Annotated in this window: 18 protein-coding genes; 12 read left to right on the plus strand and 6 right to left on the minus strand. The window is 53.0% G+C overall.

What is annotated here, in order from left to right; all coding sequences use genetic code 11:
- Positions 1 to 73: 73 nt before the first annotated feature.
- On the minus strand, positions 74 to 1,366 hold the full coding sequence (locus PZBJ_RS20555; RefSeq protein WP_240632927.1) for an ABC transporter substrate-binding protein: 1,293 nt from the start codon (positions 1,364 to 1,366) through the stop codon (positions 74 to 76).
- 8 nt (positions 1,367 to 1,374) lie between these two features.
- Positions 1,375 to 2,919 (minus strand): methyl-accepting chemotaxis protein, encoded by a 1,545-nt coding sequence (locus tag PZBJ_RS20560; RefSeq protein ID WP_101764071.1) that lies wholly within the window; start codon positions 2,917 to 2,919, stop codon positions 1,375 to 1,377.
- A 195-nt stretch (positions 2,920 to 3,114) separates the two neighbouring features.
- Here PZBJ_RS20560 and yedD point away from each other — a divergent pair, with 195 nt between their 5' ends.
- A complete protein-coding gene (gene yedD / locus PZBJ_RS20565; protein WP_101764038.1) occupies positions 3,115 to 3,576 on the plus strand; it encodes a lipoprotein YedD in 462 nt (153 codons plus the stop codon).
- A 118-nt stretch (positions 3,577 to 3,694) separates the two neighbouring features.
- Here the strand turns inward: yedD and fliT (PZBJ_RS20570) are convergent, their stop codons facing one another.
- From fliT (PZBJ_RS20570) to fliD, 4 genes are all read right to left on the minus strand, one after another.
- Complete coding sequence (gene fliT, locus PZBJ_RS20570) at positions 3,695 to 3,988, minus strand: flagellar protein FliT (RefSeq protein ID WP_101764039.1); 294 nt, start codon at positions 3,986 to 3,988, stop codon at positions 3,695 to 3,697.
- A gap of 137 nt (positions 3,989 to 4,125) precedes the next feature.
- Positions 4,126 to 4,491, minus strand: coding sequence for a flagellar protein FliT (gene fliT / locus PZBJ_RS20575; RefSeq protein ID WP_101764040.1), 366 nt, complete (start codon positions 4,489 to 4,491; stop codon positions 4,126 to 4,128).
- Entirely contained in the window at positions 4,488 to 4,898 is a 411-nt protein-coding gene (gene fliS, locus PZBJ_RS20580; RefSeq protein ID WP_101764041.1) for a flagellar export chaperone FliS, read from the minus strand. The genes fliT (PZBJ_RS20575) and fliS overlap by 4 nt, the downstream gene beginning before the upstream one ends.
- 9 nt (positions 4,899 to 4,907) lie before the next feature.
- Positions 4,908 to 6,347, minus strand: a complete 1,440-nt coding sequence (gene fliD, locus PZBJ_RS20585) for a flagellar filament capping protein FliD (RefSeq protein ID WP_101764042.1) — start codon at positions 6,345 to 6,347, stop codon at positions 4,908 to 4,910.
- Positions 6,348 to 6,749: 402 nt separating this feature from the next.
- Between fliD and PZBJ_RS20590 the strand changes: the two genes are divergently transcribed.
- The 11 genes from PZBJ_RS20590 (at position 6,750) to PZBJ_RS20640 (ending at position 17,905) form a co-directional block, all read left to right on the plus strand.
- On the plus strand, positions 6,750 to 7,577 hold the full coding sequence (locus tag PZBJ_RS20590; protein WP_101764043.1) for a flagellin N-terminal helical domain-containing protein: 828 nt from the start codon (positions 6,750 to 6,752) through the stop codon (positions 7,575 to 7,577).
- Between the two features lie 73 nt (positions 7,578 to 7,650).
- Complete coding sequence (gene fliB / locus PZBJ_RS20595) at positions 7,651 to 8,856, plus strand: flagellin lysine-N-methylase (protein WP_101764044.1); 1,206 nt, start codon at positions 7,651 to 7,653, stop codon at positions 8,854 to 8,856.
- Positions 8,857 to 9,199: 343 nt separating this feature from the next.
- Positions 9,200 to 10,168 (plus strand): HNH endonuclease signature motif containing protein, encoded by a 969-nt coding sequence (locus PZBJ_RS20600; RefSeq protein WP_101764045.1) that lies wholly within the window; start codon positions 9,200 to 9,202, stop codon positions 10,166 to 10,168.
- 143 nt (positions 10,169 to 10,311) lie between these two features.
- Positions 10,312 to 11,034, plus strand: coding sequence for an RNA polymerase sigma factor FliA (locus PZBJ_RS20605; RefSeq protein WP_007891379.1), 723 nt, complete (start codon positions 10,312 to 10,314; stop codon positions 11,032 to 11,034).
- A gap of 51 nt (positions 11,035 to 11,085) precedes the next feature.
- The gene (gene fliZ, locus PZBJ_RS20610; RefSeq protein ID WP_007891377.1) at positions 11,086 to 11,589 is read left to right on the plus strand and encodes a flagella biosynthesis regulatory protein FliZ; all 504 of its coding nucleotides are present in this window, start codon (positions 11,086 to 11,088) and stop codon (positions 11,587 to 11,589) included.
- Positions 11,590 to 11,720: 131 nt separating this feature from the next.
- Positions 11,721 to 12,707 carry a D-cysteine desulfhydrase gene (locus PZBJ_RS20615; protein WP_101764046.1) on the plus strand — a complete coding sequence of 329 codons (987 nt, stop codon included), beginning with the start codon at positions 11,721 to 11,723 and terminating at the stop codon, positions 12,705 to 12,707.
- 105 nt (positions 12,708 to 12,812) lie between these two features.
- Positions 12,813 to 13,613, plus strand: a complete 801-nt coding sequence (gene tcyJ, locus PZBJ_RS20620) for a cystine ABC transporter substrate-binding protein (protein WP_101764047.1) — start codon at positions 12,813 to 12,815, stop codon at positions 13,611 to 13,613.
- Positions 13,613 to 14,281, plus strand: coding sequence for a cystine ABC transporter permease (tcyL, locus tag PZBJ_RS20625; protein ID WP_064739084.1), 669 nt, complete (start codon positions 13,613 to 13,615; stop codon positions 14,279 to 14,281). The genes tcyJ and tcyL overlap by 1 nt, the downstream gene beginning before the upstream one ends.
- The gene (tcyN, locus tag PZBJ_RS20630; RefSeq protein WP_064739083.1) at positions 14,278 to 15,030 is read left to right on the plus strand and encodes an L-cystine ABC transporter ATP-binding protein TcyN; all 753 of its coding nucleotides are present in this window, start codon (positions 14,278 to 14,280) and stop codon (positions 15,028 to 15,030) included. The genes tcyL and tcyN overlap by 4 nt, the downstream gene beginning before the upstream one ends.
- Before the next feature lie 236 nt (positions 15,031 to 15,266).
- Positions 15,267 to 16,355, plus strand: coding sequence for an acyltransferase family protein (locus tag PZBJ_RS20635; RefSeq protein ID WP_101764048.1), 1,089 nt, complete (start codon positions 15,267 to 15,269; stop codon positions 16,353 to 16,355).
- Positions 16,356 to 16,822: 467 nt separating this feature from the next.
- On the plus strand, positions 16,823 to 17,905 hold the full coding sequence (locus PZBJ_RS20640; RefSeq protein WP_101764049.1) for an acyltransferase family protein: 1,083 nt from the start codon (positions 16,823 to 16,825) through the stop codon (positions 17,903 to 17,905).
- Positions 17,906 to 17,955: the final 50 nt, after the last annotated feature.

The raw sequence follows: 17,955 nt of genomic DNA on the forward strand, positions 1-17,955 counted from the left end.
GCGTCGTAGCGGCGCAATTTATTGCGCGATAAAGCGCGCTGCTACGGTATGTGCAACTTGTGATCACAGCCTATCAATGCATCTGCTGATAAATCCGCGTCACATCTTGTTGGTTCTTCGCCAGCGTTTCATCCAGCGTCAGTTTACCGCTCAGCATATCCGCCAGATTCTGCCCGACGGCGTTACCCATCTGATCAAATCCGGGAATACTCACGTACTGCACACCCTGATAAGGCACCGGATTGAGCGTCGGCTGCTCGACGGTGGCCGAATCAATCGCCGCACGCACCTGCGCGGCATACGGCGCCAGGCGCTGATAGCTCGCCTGCTGATACGTCGAGTTGCGGCTACCCGGCGGCACCGCGCCCCAGCCGACGGTATCGGCCACTTGCTGGATATACTGTTTTGACGTCGCCCAGCTAATAAAGGCAATCGCCGCCTCGCGATTCGGCGTATTCGCCGGTACCGCCAGCGCCCACGACCATAACCAATTGGAGCCGTTACGCGTAATACCGCCCGGCGCAGGCGCAAAGGCCAGCTTATCGGCGACTAAAGAGATCTGCGGATTTACCAGCAAACCGGCTGCCACCGTACTGTCGATCCACATGGCACATTTGCCTTGCGCAGTCAGGCGCAGAATCTGGCCGAAACTGTTTTTCACCGTATCCGCGGGTCCATTCTGCTTCACCACCTGCAAATAATCACCCAGCGCCTCGCGCCACTCCGGCGAGTTGAGCGTCGGCTGCCAGTTTTCATCGAACCACTGCGCGCCATAGGCATTCGCCATGGTGGTCATGAACGCCACGTTATCGCCCCAGCCAGGCTGGCCGCGCAGGCACAAACCGTAAATGCCTTTCTGCGGGTCAGTGAGTTTGGCGGCGAAGTTTTTGATATCGGTCCAGTCGGGATTATCGGGCATGGTTAACCCTTTCTGCGCAAACAGGTCTTTGCGGTAGTAGGTCATGCTGCTTTCACCGTAGAACGGCAGGGCGTAGAGCGTTTGCTGGAACGACAGCGCTTTGCGCACTGGCGCGATGAGATCATCGCTGTCGTAATCGGCGGGCAGCTTATTGAGCGGCGCCAGCCAGCCTTTTTCACCCCACAGCGGCGCTTCATAGGTGCCAACGGTGATGACATCGAACTGTGCCTGGCCGCTGTTCATCGCCGACAACACCGCCTGACGCAGCGCGCCATCGTCCATCACATGCCATTGCAGTTTGACGTCAGGATGCTCCTGTTCGTAGCGCGTGGCGAGCTGCTGCATGATGGTCATATCGCCGTTGGCGATGGTGGCGATATTCAGCGTGGTCGCGGCGTGGCTCAGCAGCGGCGTGGCCAGCAACATAGCGAGAAGTTTACGCATCATCCCGCTCCTTAGCGCTGCTGCAGGCGGAAGAAGGCCATCTTCTCCACCAGCAATCCGGCATGTTCGCTAACGGTCTGGCTGGCGGCGCTGGCTTCCTGCACCAGCGAGGCGTTCTGCTGCGTCGCGCCATCCATCTGAATTACTGCGGTGTTGACCTGCTCAATACCGCTGGATTGCTGGCGGCTGGCCACGGCAATTTCACCGACAATGTCCACCACGCGCGCCACGCCCTGATTGATGTCATTGAGCATTGCGCCGGAACGCTGCACCAGCGCACTGCCGGCTTCCACTTTACCCACGCTGGCATCGATTAACGCTTTGATCTCGTGGGCGGCCCCGGCGGACCGCTGCGCCAGCTGACGCACTTCGGACGCCACCACGGCAAAGCCGCGTCCCTGTTCACCGGCGCGTGCTGCTTCAACCGCTGCGTTGAGCGCCAGCAGGTTGGTCTGGAAGGCGATCTCATCGATCACCCGGTTGATATCCGCGATGCGCTTGCTGGAAGATTCGATCTCCTCCATCGCGCTGACCGCATCACGCAGCACGCTGCTGCCACGTTCGGCCTGATGACGTACGTCGGTGGCCAGTTCGTTGGCCTGCGCAGCGTTATCGGCGTTGTGTTTCACCGTGGCGGTCATTTGCTCCATGCTGGCGGCGGTCTGTTCCAGCGAGCTAGCCTGCGAATGGGTGCGCTCAGAGAGATCGTCATTGCCATCGGCCATCTGACGCGCCGCATCACTCAGCGCAGTGGCGCTTTCGCCCACGTCGCGCACGATCTCCGCCAGACGCACATCCATGCGCAGCAGCGACTGCATCAGTTCGCCCATCTCATCGCGTGAAACGCTGCCAATATCGTGGTTCAGTTCACCGGCCGCAATTGATTCGGCCAGCTCGCGCGCCTGAGCAATCGAGCGGTTGATCGAGCGGATCAGCAGCCAGCCGAACACCAGCGCCACGCTCAGCCCGACCAGCAATATGATAATCAGGCTGTTACGCGCCAGCTGGTAATCGCTGTTGCTCTGCTGATAGGTGAGTTCCGCATGCTGGCGCATTAACGCATCAAGCTGATCGATGTCCTGTTGCAGCAGCTGACTGCCGCTGCGCAGGCGGGTTTCAATCACCACCAGCGCGCCGGACGGGTTGCCGCCCTTTAGCAGTTCACCGGCATCTTTCAGCGCGGTTTGCCAGCCATCGAGATGGGTGATGAATTGCTGGCTAAGCGGTTTGGTTTGCGCATCAAACGCCAGCTGCTGCCAGGTTTGGCGATCTTTGGCGATCTGCTCGCCGTACTGCGCGATGCGCGCCAGACGTTTCTCCACTTCGCTGCTGTCGGTCCAGTAGCGCAGGGCATCGAACAGGGTCGCGGATTGTTCCTGCACCATGCGATACAGGCGGGATGAATATTGCAGCGGTAACAGCTCATTCTGGTAGGCGTTTTGCGCCCGTTGATCGGCGGCGCGCAGGCCGATGATTCCCCAGATGGCGGCAACAATCAGTAAAATGCACAGCAGGCCAACAATCGATGTCAGACGCGCGCGAAGGGTCAATCGCATAACGGGATTCTCCGTAACGAAGGTGAGTGTGTAATCGGTCATTATTGTTTTTACAGGCACTTTTAACTCCAGAAGAGTTATCGGCGCAGAAGTGAGCAGCTTGAGGAAAATCATGTGGCGCGCAGCAGATACCTTGCGCAACCCGCGGGAAAAATTATAACGTAGCCGCCATTGATGCGAGTGTAGGGACCGAGAATGAAAAAGTGGATGATAGTGGCCGCGCTGGCGCTGAGTGGCTGTGCGCAGATCAGCAATTATGACCAGGCGGTGAAAACCCCGGCGCCGCTGGAGCTGCAGGGCAACTGGCAAACCGTGGGGCCGCAAAGCAAGCTGATCAGTAAGCAAGCGATGGGCAGCCTGATTATTGGTGCCGAAGGCGACACGCTGGATTGCCGTCAATGGCAGCGCGTGATTGCCAAACCGGGCAAATTAACGCGTCTGGGCGATGACTGGGTTAACGTGACGCGTCAGGTGCGCGTGATGCCGCTGGTGCTGGAGAACGGTGAGCTGCGTTACGATGGATTGAGACTGCGTAAAGTGGATCGCCCAACCGTTGAGTGCCAGCAGGCGCTGGAAGAAGTGGCGAAACGTCCGAATGAGGCGGTGATTCAGGATATCGAGCCAGAGATTATGCGCCCGGTTGTAATGCAAAAGTAAGCGCTTATCAACTTTGCTAGCGCGCAAATAAAAAAGGGTAAGAAGTGCACTCTTACCTTTTTTATTGATTAAAACCAAATTTCCCAGGAAAACATTCCATAATTAAAATCACACATACTTATTGTGTTGCAGCAGACGGCTGCGAACGTATTTCATCCATGCGAGAGCTAAGTAAACACTTAAGTTCGTTTTCATTGGCTAAAAGTTTATTCAACAGCGGGTGAATCTTTTTTTGGGTTATGGAAGCATAACCGTCGTTCAATTGTTCCATTAAGATGACTTCAACACTTTGCAGATAGATCATTTCGCTTTCAATTAAATCTTCCCAATGACCATTTTTAGCTTGCAGGATCATGGTGTTACTTTGTGATAACAGTTGCTCATACCATCCTAACAATTGATTAGATTTCATCGATAGGGTTCCTGCTGATAAAGATTTCCAATGGTATAACGTAGCTTAGCAGTCAAAATCCCTTTTATTGGCGATATTAAGAGGCATGATCGACCTCTTATTTTCACGTAAAGTCCATTAAAACGCTTTTCGAGACGTTATGACACATCTCGCGGCAACAACACTTTACCCGATAACTGGCTGTAGGCGTTCATTACCGTTTTTTGCTGAATATTGTTGCTGTTCAGCTGTTGCAACTGGCCCTGACGCTGAATAACTAATTGCTTCAACGCTTCTTCATTATCCAGCAACTGCTTCAAAAGAGGACGTAATTGGCTCAATGCATTCGGGCTTGGCGGGTTCTCCAGCGAAATGCGTTGAATTTCATTGACTGCGACAAAATAGCTGGGGTGCAACGTCAACAATTCATCCCAATTTTCGCTGCGCGCTAAACGCAGCAAAGATTGGCTCAACTCCAGCAGGCGTTGATAGTGCATTTGCAGCATAGGTGAAGTATTCATCATCCGGTTTCTCTTTCTGCTGTGGCGATTTCCAATGACTGTTTCCAGGCATCGGCAATGTTGCGCAGCAAAGTTTCAACTTCTTCTATTGCTTCAACATCATTGTGACGATTAGCGTGCACGATTCTGCGTTGCATATAGGCGTAAAGCGCGATCAAATTATCACTCAACTCATCGCTGCCTTCTTTCGGTAGACTCAGTCGAAGACCGTTTTCAATGATATTACCGGCTTTAGCTAGCGCGTTACCTTTACCTTCGATGTTGCCGTCCTGCATAAACAGACGGGCTCGAATTAATGCGCTGAGCGCCCCTTCAAACAGCATGGTCATCAGCTGTTCTTGGCTGGCGCTCATCACAGAGCTTTCCAGCCCGACGCGGGCATAGGCGTTAGCACCAGACTGGTTGTACATAACCTTTCCTTAGCTGCTGGATGAAGAAGACGTTGAGCTGAATTGTTGTGTCAGATAGCTCGACGTACTGTTCATTTGGGTGATCAAAGTGTTGAGCGCTGTGAACTGAGATTTGTAGCGCGCCATCGTTGCATCAATCGTTGTTTGCATTTTTTCGTAGCGATCGCCCAACTCATCCAATTGATTGTTAAAACCATCAATGGCGTTTTTCATCAGGCCTTCTTTACCGACCGATGTGCTGAGCATATCGGTCAATTTGGTATTGATCTGCGTGCCCAATCCGGTGGTTTTGCCGTCGCCAACGAAGAACTGCGTCACCGCCTGCGGGTTGTCAGTTAAGGCTGCGGTCAGTTTGGTGCTGTCTACTTTCAGGTTGCCGAGTGAACCATCAGTGCCTTTACTAGGATCGATGGTGACGCCCATTTGCGCCAAAATCACGAAGCTGCCGCCGCTTTGTACCTGAGTGATCATGTTGCTGAGCTGTGATTGCACTGAACGCACCGTGCTGTCACCCACTAACGCACCGTTGGACGTATCCTGATCGTCACCGGTGGCTACGCTGGTGTATTTGGTCACGCTGGCAATCACCGAGTTCACTTTGTTGTAGGCCGTGACGAAGTCAGTAATCGCAGTTTGTACTGCCGTAGTGGATTTGCCCACGACCAAGCTTTCATCAGACGTGGTCGCCGCTTTTAGCGTCAGGGTTACGCCATCAGGCGCGCCAGTGATGACGTTGCTGGCACTTTCCACATCAATGCCGTTCACTTTCAACATCGCGTTCTGCGATGCAGTTTGCACGGACATCGCGCCTGTGCCGCTGCCGCTGTCGAAACCGATAACGCCTTGCAACGTAGAGTCGTTATTCACGCTCAACGTGATGTCATTCGCGGTGCCGGTCTCTTTTGAGGTAATCAACAGACGGAAGTTGCCATCGCTTCCTTTAATGGTGGTGGCAGACACATTGGCACCGCTGGCGTTTATCGCTTTAACGACGCCGCTCAATGACAGTTGACCATCGTCAAGCTTAATGGTGACGGGATCGCCGCTCCCTTGGGTCAGCGTGATGGTACGACCTGTCGCACTGCTGTCACCAACATTAGTGGCATCGGCGATCGGCTGAGAAATCAGGCTCTGCGCCGTGGCGATCTGGGAAACGGACACGCTATAGGTGCCGGCTACCGCGCTGCTGCTGGTAGTGGCGCTGAATGCGGTGTTGGTACTGGTGACGGCGGTGGCGTTGAAAGTATCTGCGCTTTTCAATTTGGCAGCGGCCGTTTGCAGCGAAGCCAGCGCACTCTGCAGTTGGCCCAACGCGGTGACTTTACTCTGCGCTTTCGTTTGCTGGGTGGTGATTGCGGTCAGTTTGGTATTTTCAGCGGTTTCCAGCTGTGTGTACAGGGTGCCGAGTTCAAGACCCCCACCCACGTTCAGGTTACTAATTCCAGCCATGACACATCCCTCGGGCAGTTTAATGTTCTGCTGTTATCGGCAAGTCAGCCAGGAAGTTTACGCCGCTTTTTATTTTCTAATCGCCAAAGGTACGACCTGATAACGGTTTGTTTCTGCCGTTAAGCCGTGAGGGATAAACGCGTATGATCATATAAGGAAGAGAAGTCATAAAAGATTCACAGTGCGCCTGAGGTAAAATGCGTATCGCGTAATCGCCTTAATTAAGCAGGTGAGCAGAGTATAGAGGAAATGGCGTGGTGATTATCCATTTGATTTAGAATGAAAAGATGATTTTTTTACTTTTTTTCTAAAGCTACCAAAAACCGTGCCGATACCCTTTTTGACTGCGAGATGTGCCACGGCGCTTCTCACGAAACCTAAACTTTATTAAGGACTGAAATCATGGGCGTTATTAATTCAAATATTCTGTCACTGACCACTCAGAACAACCTGAACAAATCAGCGTCCTCTTTGGGCACTGCTATTGAGCGTCTGTCTTCTGGTCTGCGTATCAACAGCGCTAAAGACGATGCTGCTGGTCAGGCGATTGCCAACCGTATGACTTCAAACATCCGTGGTATGAACCAGGCTGCACGTAACGCTAACGACGGTATTTCAATGGCGCAGACTGCTGAAGGCGCATTGAACGAAATCAACAACAACTTACAGCGTATTCGTGAGCTGGCTGTTCAAGCGAACAACGGCACCAATAACACCTCTGACCTGTCTTCTCTGCAGGATGAAGTGAAAGCACGTTTGGAAGAGATCGACCGCGTTGCAACCCAGACCTCTTTCAACGGCACCAAATTGCTGGATGGTTCCGCTGGAACTGCTGGCGTCGTTAAGATTCAGGTTGGCGCAAATGACGCAGAAACCATCGACTTGGATTTGAACGCTGCAAAGGCGGGCACAACTGATTTAGGTGTTGATGCAGTCGACCTGACAACGGCAAGCACTACTGTACTGAAAACCATTGATGATGCTATTGCACTAGTTGACAAAGCACGTAGCGGCCTGGGTGCGGTTCAGAACCGTTTCGAATCAGCTATCACTAACCTGAACAACACCTCTACCAACCTGTCTGCTGCTCAGTCTCGTATCCAAGATGCTGACTACGCGACTGAAGTTTCAAACATGTCTCGTGCACAGATCCTGCAGCAGGCTGGTACTAACGTACTGGCTAAAGCGAACCAGGTTCCACAGTCTGCACTGACTCTGCTGCAGGGCTAATTAGCCGCAGCACTGTGACAAAAAGGCGACGCTATGTCGCCTTTTTCTTTTTGTTTTTCTCAGGAGCCGAGCAATGAAAGAGATTGCGATCACTGAACCTGTATTTGTCACCACCTTTCAGTGTGTCGGCAGCGACTGTCGTGAACACTGTTGCGGCGGCTGGGATATTTATCTGGATAAATCTTCGGTTAGCAAATACTTAAACAGTCAGAAAATTGAAATTAAACAGATCGCTACTGAGCATATTAATGTCCATAAAAAAGGGCATGCGAATTGGGGCGTAATGAAACTCAACGATGAAGGCAACTGTGCTTTTATTGATGAGCAGAAGCTGTGCAAAGTACACAAAGAGTTAGGTGCCAAAGCACTAAGTCCAACTTGCGCAACCTATCCCCGCGCGCAGAACACCAGCAAACGCGAAGTGAGCAAAACCCTGACGCTCTCCTGCCCGGAAGCGGCGCGTTTGGTATTAACCGATCTTGACAGCATGGCATTACAACAACGCACTGAATTACAAAAGCAGTTCAATTCTGAGCAGGAAATAAAAGATGAGAAGAAACTGCTCAATCTGATGTGCGCCACATTGATGAGACAGAGTGACATTCGTATTGAGCAGGGACTTTATAGTGTGGCAATGCTGTTTTTAATGCTGGATAAATTACCGGCAGGCGCCCCAGATAACTTTGCCCGTTTGGAACATGTTTTTGTTTCGCTGTTGCAGGGCTTAGAAAGCCATGCCACCGAAAATAATATGCAGTCATTGCAACCCAATGTGGAATTGCAGTGGGCGCTCATGCTGCATTTACAAAGTTTCATTCGTCAGCGCAGCGCAGCACGCGGACGCAATACCTTGGGTCGCTATATTGATCCGCTGCACCATTTCCAGGCTGATATCACCAGTAAAGAGATGAAAGCCGTCAAACTCGCCGAGCTTGACCAGCTTTGGCAGCAGCGCGTCGAGCCTTGGCTGGCGCAACGTCCGTGGGTCATCAATAACTATCTGCAATACCGTATTTATAATGATGCATTTCCCGGTTACGCATCACGCACGCCGCTGGCCTGCCTCTATTTATTAACTGCCGAGTGGCGACTGCTACGTGCGATGATCGCCCTCAGCGTGCTGGACCGGAGTGAACCGGATGAGCAGGATATTATCAATATCATCTATAGCTTCCACGCGGTCACGAAACACAATAAAGCCATCATGGATATATTTTTCCAGCGCATTGATGAATTCAAAATGAATGATGATTTGTCACTATTGTGTTTGCTGAATTAACGGCGAGCAACGAATCGATTATTTCAGCGAAAGTCCAAACCGCGCGATAAATCGTGCCGCTACTACACTATGTAGTTTATGAATACGGAACATTTCATATGCACATTCGGTAGCGGCGCAATTTATTGCGCAAGGTCAAAATGTGCGTGAAAGCCATTTAATCCATCCGCTATTTTCTCCCTTCTTAAACCAAATCAATCAAGCTCAGCAAACCGCGATTATCCTTCGACCTTACTTCCTCAAAAAAGTAACCAACCTGTTACAGTCCGCACCAAATCTGCCGATAACTCCCCTCAGAATCATTCCAATTTTTGAACCACATTTTTCCGTTTCTGGGGTGTCTATGCGCTTCAATTATGACTTGTTACCGGGTGAGCTACTGACCTTCGAAGAGATTGCCCTGCGCTACACGCAGCAGCATCCCGACGAGAAAGAGCTTACCGCACGCGGGTTGCTGAGCCCGTCGACCAGCTTTCGCAATTTGGTGATCCGCGCGCTGTTCGCGCAGGAGGAGATCAACAGCCCGATCGAGGATCTGCTGTTTGTCTCGGACGACAACGAGCGCAAAAATTATCTGCGTCGCTTTGAGCATTACCTGAAAAACCAGCAGGCGTTTCTCTACTTCCGGCGCAACGACGAAGCGCGCAAAGAAGGGCGCTGGAAAGTGGTCGGCGAAACCCAGGTGTTTGCCATGCTCGATCCCAATTCGGCAGCGGCACAGAATCTGCTCAACAGCCGGGGCTTTAAGCTGGTGCTGATGCGGCAGACCGAAGAGGATGAGTATTGGCAGCTGTTCGATGCGCAGGCGCATCCGTGCTTCCCGCTGTCGCGCAAAATCCAGTTTCTGGTGGTGTTGAGCACGCCGCAATACAAAGTGCCGAGCGGCGTGATGCCCGGCACCGAAGTCGGACGCCGCGTGAAAGCTAAAGTGCTGCAGCGCTCCAGCCAGGCGGAGTTCACCTCGGCGGTAAAAGCGCGCTACGGCGCCTGCATTATCACCGGCACGCAGCTGACCGAACGTCACAGCTGGCCGTGGGTGGAAGCCTGCTACATCGACACGCAAGAGAACGAAGAGGGCTTTCTGGCGGATAACAGCGCCGATAACGGCTTATTCCTGCGTAGCGACCTGCAGCGGTTGTTTATCAACAAAATGATAAGCATCAACGCGGAAACCGGTCAGGTGCTGTTTAATCCTGCGCTGGAAACTGAAGCGTTGATTACCCCTTTTTATCAGGCACTTGAGGGCAAAGTTTGCGCATTATGGGACGCGGTGCCGCCTGGCACGCGGGAAAGACTGCGTAATTTGCGCTAACGCCCGCGCGGATGGCGGTGCGATCCACCGCCATCCATAACAAATTTGAAATAACCTCGCTTTTGCCCGCCTATTCTGCCAATCAAAACCCCTACAGAATTGGATAATCATGCCGATAACTTTACTAACGCAGGGTAGTCAACGTGAACGATCTCTATACCGCCGATGGCGTGATGGATAAACATTCGCTCTGGCAGCGCTACGTTCCTCTGGTGCGGCATGAAGCGCTGCGCCTGCAGGTTCGTTTGCCAGCCAGCGTTGAGCTTGACGATCTGCTGCAGGCCGGTGGCATTGGCTTATTAAATGCCGTGGAGCGCTACGATGCGCTACAGGGCACCGCCTTTACTACCTACGCCGTGCAGCGTATCCGGGGAGCAATGCTGGATGAGCTGCGCAGTCGCGACTGGGCACCACGCAGCGTACGCAGAAATGCGCGCGAAGTGGCAGGTGCCATGCATCAGGTAGAACAAGCGTTGGGGCGCTCGGCTACTGAGCAGGAAGTGGCTGAGCGACTGAATGTTTCGCTGGAGGAGTATCGGCAGATTCTGCTCGATACCAACAACAGCCAACTCTTCTCCTACGACGAGTATCGGGAAGAACACGGCGACAGTGCGGAGCTGGTGACGGAGGGGCATGAGGAAGCCAACCCGCTTCATCAGTTGTTGGAAGGAAACCTACGTGACCGCGTGATTGAAGCGATTGAGGCCTTGCCTGAACGTGAAAAACTCGTGCTCACACTGTACTACCAGGAAGAACTGAACCTGAAGGAGATTGGCGCGGTGCTGGAAGTGGGGGAATCCCGCGTCAGTCAACTGCACAGTCAGGCGATCAAACGCCTGCGTGCCCGATTATCGGGGGCGCGCTAACAGTCTCAGTTCCTGGCGATCGAAAAAAACAATAAAACCGGGGACTCAGCAATGGGAGCCAAAGTTAAAGCCAGACCGTTAAGTCGCTATCTTAAAGACTATAAGCACAGCCAAAGCAATTGTTCACACTGTGGCAAAGTTTTAGATCGTATGGCGTTAGTCTTTCGCGGCCAGATCATCAATAAAGAGGCCATCGCACGCATGGACCAAATGATTGACGATCAGGTGTGGATGAAACTCCAGCCAGAATTGACCGCCTTGTGTCGTTTCTGCAGCGATATATTTTGTAATACCCATCCGAATTACTTCGACATTATGGCGTTTAAGCAATACCTGTTTGAGCAGACCGAGATGAGCCACAGTACCATACGTGAGTATGTGGTACGTTTGCGTCGGCTTGATGACATGCTGAAGGCGAAAAATTTCCCGGCCGATCGTTTACGGGGCAATAGCTGGCATGAATGTCTGGAGAACGATCTGCCTGATGCGGGCAATAACAATTACCGCATCGCACTGCGCAAATATGACCAGTTTTTAGGCTGGCAGCAGGGCTGAGGGTGATCCCACCCTTGTTGTTGTCGAGCATGACAGCAACAAGGGCAGCACGCGGTGAATTCCGGGTGCGACTTTTCTCATCTTCTGCAACACTGTATGGATAACTGCACATTGCCCGAATGGAGGCTGCATTGTCCTTACATCTTCTGCACCAGTTTCCCCGTCTTGAATTACTCGGTGCACCTACGCCGCTTGAGCATTTGCCCCGGCTTTCTGACTATCTTGGTCGCGATATCTTTATTAAGCGCGATGACTTCACGCCGGTTGCCCTCGGCGGTAACAAACTGCGTAAACTCGAATTCCTGGCTGCGGATGCGCTGCGCGAGGGCGCGGATGTGCTGCTGACGGCGGGCGCCATTCAATCTAACCATGTGCGTCAAACCGCCGCCGTGGCGGCGAAGCTCGGCCTGAAGTGCGTGGCGCTGCTGGAAAACCCGATTGGCACCACGTCAGAAAACTACCTCAGCAACGGCAATCGCCTGATGCTTGATTTGATGGATGTGGAAATCGTCATGGTTGATGCGCTGCACAATCCCACTGAACAGCTGGCCGCTGGGGCCGAACACCTCGAAGCGCAGGGATTCCGCCCGTATATTGTACCGGTCGGAGGTTCCAATGCGCTCGGTGCGCTCGGCTACGTTGAGTGCGCGCAGGAGATTGCGCATCAAAGCGAAGGCGTGGTGGATTTTGCCGCGGTGGTGGTCGCTTCCGGCAGCGCCGGCACGCACGCGGGCCTGGCGGTGGGTCTGGAACAGCTGCTGCCCGAAACCGAATTGGTCGGCGTTACCGTGTCGCGCAAAGTTGAGGCGCAGTTGCCGGTGGTGGAGCGCATTCGCAGCGCGCTGGCTGAGCAGCTGGAAGTGCAGGCCAAAGCGCCGATCACCTTGTGGGATGATTACTTCGCGCCGCGTTACGGCGAGCCAAACGATGAGGGCATGGCGGCGGTGAAACTGCTGGCGCGACTGGAAGGCATCATGCTCGATCCGGTCTACACCGGCAAAGCGATGGCGGGATTAATCGATGGCATTGCGCAAAATCGCTTCCGTCGTGAAGGTCCGCTGCTGTTCGTTCATACCGGGGGATCGCCGGCGTTATTTGCTTATCACCCTTCGGTCTGAGACAGAACGTAAAAACGGTTTATAATCCAGCGGTTATTCAAACGGTCGCCGTCGAGGGCGGCCTGACAAAGCACACAACAACACATCACAATAAATGGGGTAAACATGACTTTCTCTCCAATTCGTCGCCAAATGGTGATGGGCATGATGGCGGTCGCGCTGGTTGCGGGCGTTAACGTTAAATCCTTTGCCGCTGAAGATTTGCTGGCAAAAGTAAAGAGTAAAGGCGAGCTACGCGTCGGTCTGGAAGGCACTTATCCGCCGTTCAGTTTCCAGGATGAAAAAGGCCAGTTGACCGGCTTCGAAGTGGAGTTCGCGCAGGCGCTGGCTCAACACCTTGGCGTGAAAGCCGATCTGCGTCCGACCAAATGGGACGGCATGCTGGCGTCGCTGGATTCCAAACGCATCGACGTGGTGATCAATCAGGTCACCATCTCGCCAGAGCGTAAGAAAAAGTATGACTTCTCTACGCCGTACACCATTTCTGGCGTGCAGGCGCTGACGCTGAAGAAAAACGCAGCGACCGTCACCAAGCCAGACGATCTGGCCGGCAAGAAAGTCGGCGTCGGTCTCGGTTCCAACTACGAACAGTGGCTGAAGGATAATGTGCCGAAAGCCGATGTGCGTACCTATGATGATGACCCAACCAAGTATCAGGATCTGCGTTCAGGCCGTTTAGACGCCATTCTGGTTGACCGCCTGGCGGCGCTGGATCTGGTGAAGAAAACCGGCGACACCATGGCGGTAGCGGGCCCGGCCTTCTCCCGCCTGGAATCGGGCGTGGCGCTGCGTAAAGGCAATGACGATCTGCTGAAAGCGATCGACTCCGCCATCGCGGACATGCAGAAAGATGGCTCGCTGAGCAAACTGTCTGAAAAATGGTTCGGCGCGGACGTCACTAAATAATGCAGGAAAGCTTACAACTGGTGCTGGATTCAGCACCATTTTTACTGAAAGGCGCGCTGTTCACGCTGCAGCTGAGTATCGGCGGGATGTTCTTCGGCCTGATACTCGGCTTCGTGCTGGCGTTGATGCGCCTGTCACACTTCTGGCCGATCAACTGGCTGGCACGCATCTACGTGTCGATTTTCCGTGGCACGCCGCTCATCGCCCAACTGTTTATGATCTATTACGGACTGCCGCAGTTTGGTATCGAGCTGGATCCGATTCCGTCGGCGATGATAGGTCTGTCGCTGAATACCGCCGCTTACGCCTCTGAATCGCTGCGTGGTGCGATTGCCGCGATTGAGCGCGGGCAGTGGGAAGCCGCTGCCAGCATCGGCATGACGCCTTGGCAAACGCTGCGTCGCGTGATCCTGCCGCAGGCCGCGCGCACTGCGCTGCCGCCGCTGGGCAACAGCTTTATCAGCCTGGTGAAAGATACCTCGCTGGCCGCCACCATTCAGGTGCCGGAGCTGTTCCGTCAGGCGCAGCTGATCACCTCACGTACGCTGGAAGTGTTCACCATGTATCTGGCGGCCTCGCTGATTTACTGGGTGATGGCGACCGTGCTGTCGGCGTTGCAAAATCGCCTGGAAGCGCATGTGAATCGACAGGATCGGGAGGGCAAATGAGTGCAATTGAAGTCCGTCAGCTGGTGAAGCAGTTTCACGGCCAGACGGTGCTGCACGGCATCGATCTCGACGTGGCACCAGGCGAAGTGGTGGCCATTATCGGGCCAAGCGGCTCCGGTAAAACCACGCTGCTGCGCAGTATCAATTTGCTGGAAGTGCCGGAAAGCGGACGTATCAAAGTTGGCGATATTGCCATTGATGCGGCGCTCGGACTCAACAAGCAGAAGCAGCTGGTGCGCCAGTTGCGTCAGCAGGTTGGCTTTGTGTTCCAGAACTTCAATCTGTTCCCGCACCGCTCGGTGCTGGAGAACATCATTGAAGGGCCGGTGATCGTCAAGGGCGAGCCGAAGGCGGAAGCCATCGCACGTGCGCGCAGTTTGCTGGAGAAAGTGGGATTGCACGGCAAGGAAGAGAGTTTTCCACGTCGTCTCTCCGGCGGACAGCAGCAGCGTGTGGCGATTGCTCGCGCGCTGGCGATGCGTCCGGAAGTGATTCTGTTTGATGAGCCGACCTCGGCGCTTGATCCTGAGCTGGTGGGCGAGGTGCTCAACACCATTCGCGCGCTGGCGCAGGAGAAACGCACCATGGTGATCGTCACCCATGAGATGAGCTTTGCGCGCGACGTCGCGGATCGCGCCATCTTTATGGATCAGGGACGCATCGTGGAGCAGGGCGCAGCAAAAGCGCTGTTCAGCAATCCTCAACAGGCACGTACCCGGCAATTTCTCGACAAGTTTCTTAACCAATAATCTTCAGCGTCGCCTGATAAGGGCGACGCTTTTCTTCTCTCTCCCGGTATTTTTCTTCTCAGTATTTTCCTAAAGTTAATTTATCTGACTTTAATAACTTTATGAATTTTAACGTTTAAATTTCAGCAGCATCCTGCGCGACTTAGGGTGATTTCTTATTAGGAAAGTCCCGATTGAGACATCTTTGTAAATATAAATAATTCTTTACAAATTCATGGCGCAATTAGGACATAGCAATGACAACTGCCAGGAAAGAGGTCCTGTGGATCAACACGCTCAAAGGGGGCTGCATTTTGATGGTGGTATTACACCACTCCATCATCACCACGTTCGCGCCTTCGCTGCATCATCTCACGGCTGGGCTGATGCCAGCGCACTGGTGGGTGGCGTTTAACACCTATCTGTCGCCGCTGCGCATGCCGGCCTTCTTTTTTGTCTCCGGTTTGCTGGCTGCCAGTTCAATCACCAAAAAGAGCTGGAAAGAGGTGTTCACCAAGAAGTTCAGCAACATCGTCTATCTCTACCTGCTGTGGGGCGTCATTCAGTGGCTGAGCATTCACTACATCTCCACCCATCTCGGGGAGCGGCTCTCCAGCACTAAAAACGCCGCCTATGCGGACACGCCGTTTGAGTTCGTTAAGCTGCTGATGACCTCAATGACCAGCCTCTGGTATCTCTACGCGCTGGCCGGATTCTTCCTGTTCACCAAGCTGTTCCACAAACAGAAGATGGCCTTGATGGCGCTGGCGATTGTCGCGACTTACGCCGCGCAGTTTAGCCTGATTCCCGGCTGGGGACCCGCCAGCGTGGCGCAGAACTATCTCTATTTCCTGCTCGGCGTGTTCTTCAGCCAGGCGTTGATCGAGTTGAGCGAACTGAAGCGTCAGCACTGGTTGATGCTGGGCGGCATTGCGCTGATTGGCCTGCTGCACCATGTCGGCGGCATCTATAAGAATCCGTTCTATAGCTTGCTGACCATCGTGTTTGGCATTGTGCTGTGCCGCTTGCTCAATGAACATTTCAATATGGCGTGGCTCAACTGGATTGGCCGTAACACGCTGCAAATCTACGTGCTGCACCGCATCTTTATTGAGCTGCTGGGGCTGAGTGCGATTGTGCTGGCGGTGCATTATGGTTGGTTTGACCATACCCTCTTTAGCTGGGCATGGGCGCTACTGATGCCAATTATCGGCGTTGCGTTGTGTACCAGTATTTCGTTGTTGGTGTGGACGCTGCTCAACCGTGGTCCGGGCCGCATGCTGTTTCTCTATCCGCGCCTGCTGCGCAAACCTGCGCTCGAAAGCAAAAGCGCACCGCTGCAATAACTTTGTTGATCACGCGCCGCACATTCCGTAGCGGCGCAATTCATTGCGCGATAAATCACGCCGCTACGGAATGCGCGGTAATAAATCGCTTAGCACAACGCTAATATCGCTGCTTATCCATTTGCCACATTAAATAAATCCACATTTAGAATTTGAATTTAATCTGGCATAAGAAAGGGTGGATTGTTCTTAATTTACTTGCGCGACAACGATCACACTTATTTTACTTAATCATCTTTTAGTGACTCAAATTAAGACAAATTTCCTTAGCCTGCTCAGGGTTCTATTTTTGTCTGGATGTGTAAAGTATTGTTATAACAGGACCACAAAAAAACATTTAGGACTTTCGCTACATCATGCCCGCCCTGCCTGTTGAATAATCGTTTAATAATCATAAATGCTACAACGCTTATTTCCTCATCCTTCTTCTTTAAGACCTACACAGCAACAGCAGCGGGAGTCATCATATGAATAACGCCAGGAAAGAAGATATCGCATGGATAAATACCCTCAAGGGAGCCTGCATATTACTGGTGGTGTTGTATCACACCGTATTACCTGGATTCGAAGGCACGGTGAAATTATTGACGGCAGGTTGGATCCCGGCAGAAATATGGGTGCAGTTTAATACCGTATTATCGCCGCTGCGTATGCCGGCGTTTTTCTTTGTTTCGGGCTTATTAGCCACTAACGGTATTTTAAATCGGCCGTGGAAACAGGTGTTTACCAGTCGCATCACCAACCTGTTTTATCTCTATATTTTGTGGGGCTTTATTCAGTGGTGGTCGATTGTTGGCATCTCCACCGAGATCACCGGGCAGCGTATTTCACAGAACCTCAACGCGGCGTATGCCGGTTCGCTGCTGGAGTTCTTAAAGCTGACATTCCTCGCCATGAGCACCTCGTGGTATCTCTACGGCCTGGCGCTCTATTTCCTGTGCGCCAAGATCTTTAAACAGCAGAAAGTGGCGTTGCTGGTGGTGGCGATTGCGCTCAACTATCTGGCGGTGGAGAAGATCATTCCGTATTGGGGGCCACAAAGCGTGGCGCAGTATTTCCTGTTCTTCCTGCTGGGGGCATTCTGGAGCCCGATGATGCTGCGCCTCAGTGAATGGCGTCGTGACAACATTGTGCCGTGGGCGATATTGGCGGCGGTCTCGGGCCTGCATATCATCTTTGGTCTGGATAAGAGCCTGTTCCTGTGCATCCTTGCGGTGCTGGGTAGCGTGGCGGCGTGTCGCTGGTTGAACGCGCGTTTCAAGATGAGTTACTTGAATTGGGTTGGGCGCAACACGCTGCAAATTTACGTGATTCACCGCATCTTCATTGAGTTCTTCGGTATGTCGGCGATTCTGTTCGCCCAGCGCCATCACCTGTTTGAGCAAGCATGGTTCTCCATTCTGTGGGCCTGTTTCTATCCGCTGGCGATTGTTGGCATCTGTTCGCTGTGTTCGGTGGCGGTGTGGCAGGTGACGAATCGTGGATTGGGGCAGTCGCTGTTTGTGTTTCCAACGCTGATCGGGTTGAAGCGGAATAAGTCTGCGGCCTGAAAATTCACGCGATGAATCGCGCCGCTACGAAGTCATGCACTGACTGTAGC

The sequence above is a fragment of the Pantoea endophytica genome, assembly GCF_002858935.1.
Lineage (GTDB): Bacteria > Pseudomonadota > Gammaproteobacteria > Enterobacterales > Enterobacteriaceae > Pantoea > Pantoea leporis.

What these genes read in the sequence shown, in the direction of transcription:
- PZBJ_RS20555 (WP_240632927.1), bottom strand. Translation starts at nt 1,366, where the DNA reads ATGATGCGTAAACTTCTCGCTATGTTGCTGGCCACGCCGCTGCTGAGC.
- PZBJ_RS20560 (WP_101764071.1), bottom strand. Translation starts at nt 2,919, where the DNA reads ATGCGATTGACCCTTCGCGCGCGTCTGACATCGATTGTTGGCCTGCTG.
- yedD (WP_101764038.1), top strand. Translation starts at nt 3,115, where the DNA reads ATGAAAAAGTGGATGATAGTGGCCGCGCTGGCGCTGAGTGGCTGTGCG.
- fliT (WP_101764039.1), bottom strand. Translation starts at nt 3,988, where the DNA reads ATGAAATCTAATCAATTGTTAGGATGGTATGAGCAACTGTTATCACAA.
- fliT (WP_101764040.1), bottom strand. Translation starts at nt 4,491, where the DNA reads ATGATGAATACTTCACCTATGCTGCAAATGCACTATCAACGCCTGCTG.
- fliS (WP_101764041.1), bottom strand. Translation starts at nt 4,898, where the DNA reads ATGTACAACCAGTCTGGTGCTAACGCCTATGCCCGCGTCGGGCTGGAA.
- fliD (WP_101764042.1), bottom strand. Translation starts at nt 6,347, where the DNA reads ATGGCTGGAATTAGTAACCTGAACGTGGGTGGGGGTCTTGAACTCGGC.
- PZBJ_RS20590 (WP_101764043.1), top strand. Translation starts at nt 6,750, where the DNA reads ATGGGCGTTATTAATTCAAATATTCTGTCACTGACCACTCAGAACAAC.
- fliB (WP_101764044.1), top strand. Translation starts at nt 7,651, where the DNA reads ATGAAAGAGATTGCGATCACTGAACCTGTATTTGTCACCACCTTTCAG.
- PZBJ_RS20600 (WP_101764045.1), top strand. Translation starts at nt 9,200, where the DNA reads ATGCGCTTCAATTATGACTTGTTACCGGGTGAGCTACTGACCTTCGAA.
- fliZ (WP_007891377.1), top strand. Translation starts at nt 11,086, where the DNA reads ATGGGAGCCAAAGTTAAAGCCAGACCGTTAAGTCGCTATCTTAAAGAC.
- tcyJ (WP_101764047.1), top strand. Translation starts at nt 12,813, where the DNA reads ATGACTTTCTCTCCAATTCGTCGCCAAATGGTGATGGGCATGATGGCG.
- tcyL (WP_064739084.1), top strand. Translation starts at nt 13,613, where the DNA reads ATGCAGGAAAGCTTACAACTGGTGCTGGATTCAGCACCATTTTTACTG.
- tcyN (WP_064739083.1), top strand. Translation starts at nt 14,278, where the DNA reads ATGAGTGCAATTGAAGTCCGTCAGCTGGTGAAGCAGTTTCACGGCCAG.
- PZBJ_RS20635 (WP_101764048.1), top strand. Translation starts at nt 15,267, where the DNA reads ATGACAACTGCCAGGAAAGAGGTCCTGTGGATCAACACGCTCAAAGGG.
- PZBJ_RS20640 (WP_101764049.1), top strand. Translation starts at nt 16,823, where the DNA reads ATGAATAACGCCAGGAAAGAAGATATCGCATGGATAAATACCCTCAAG.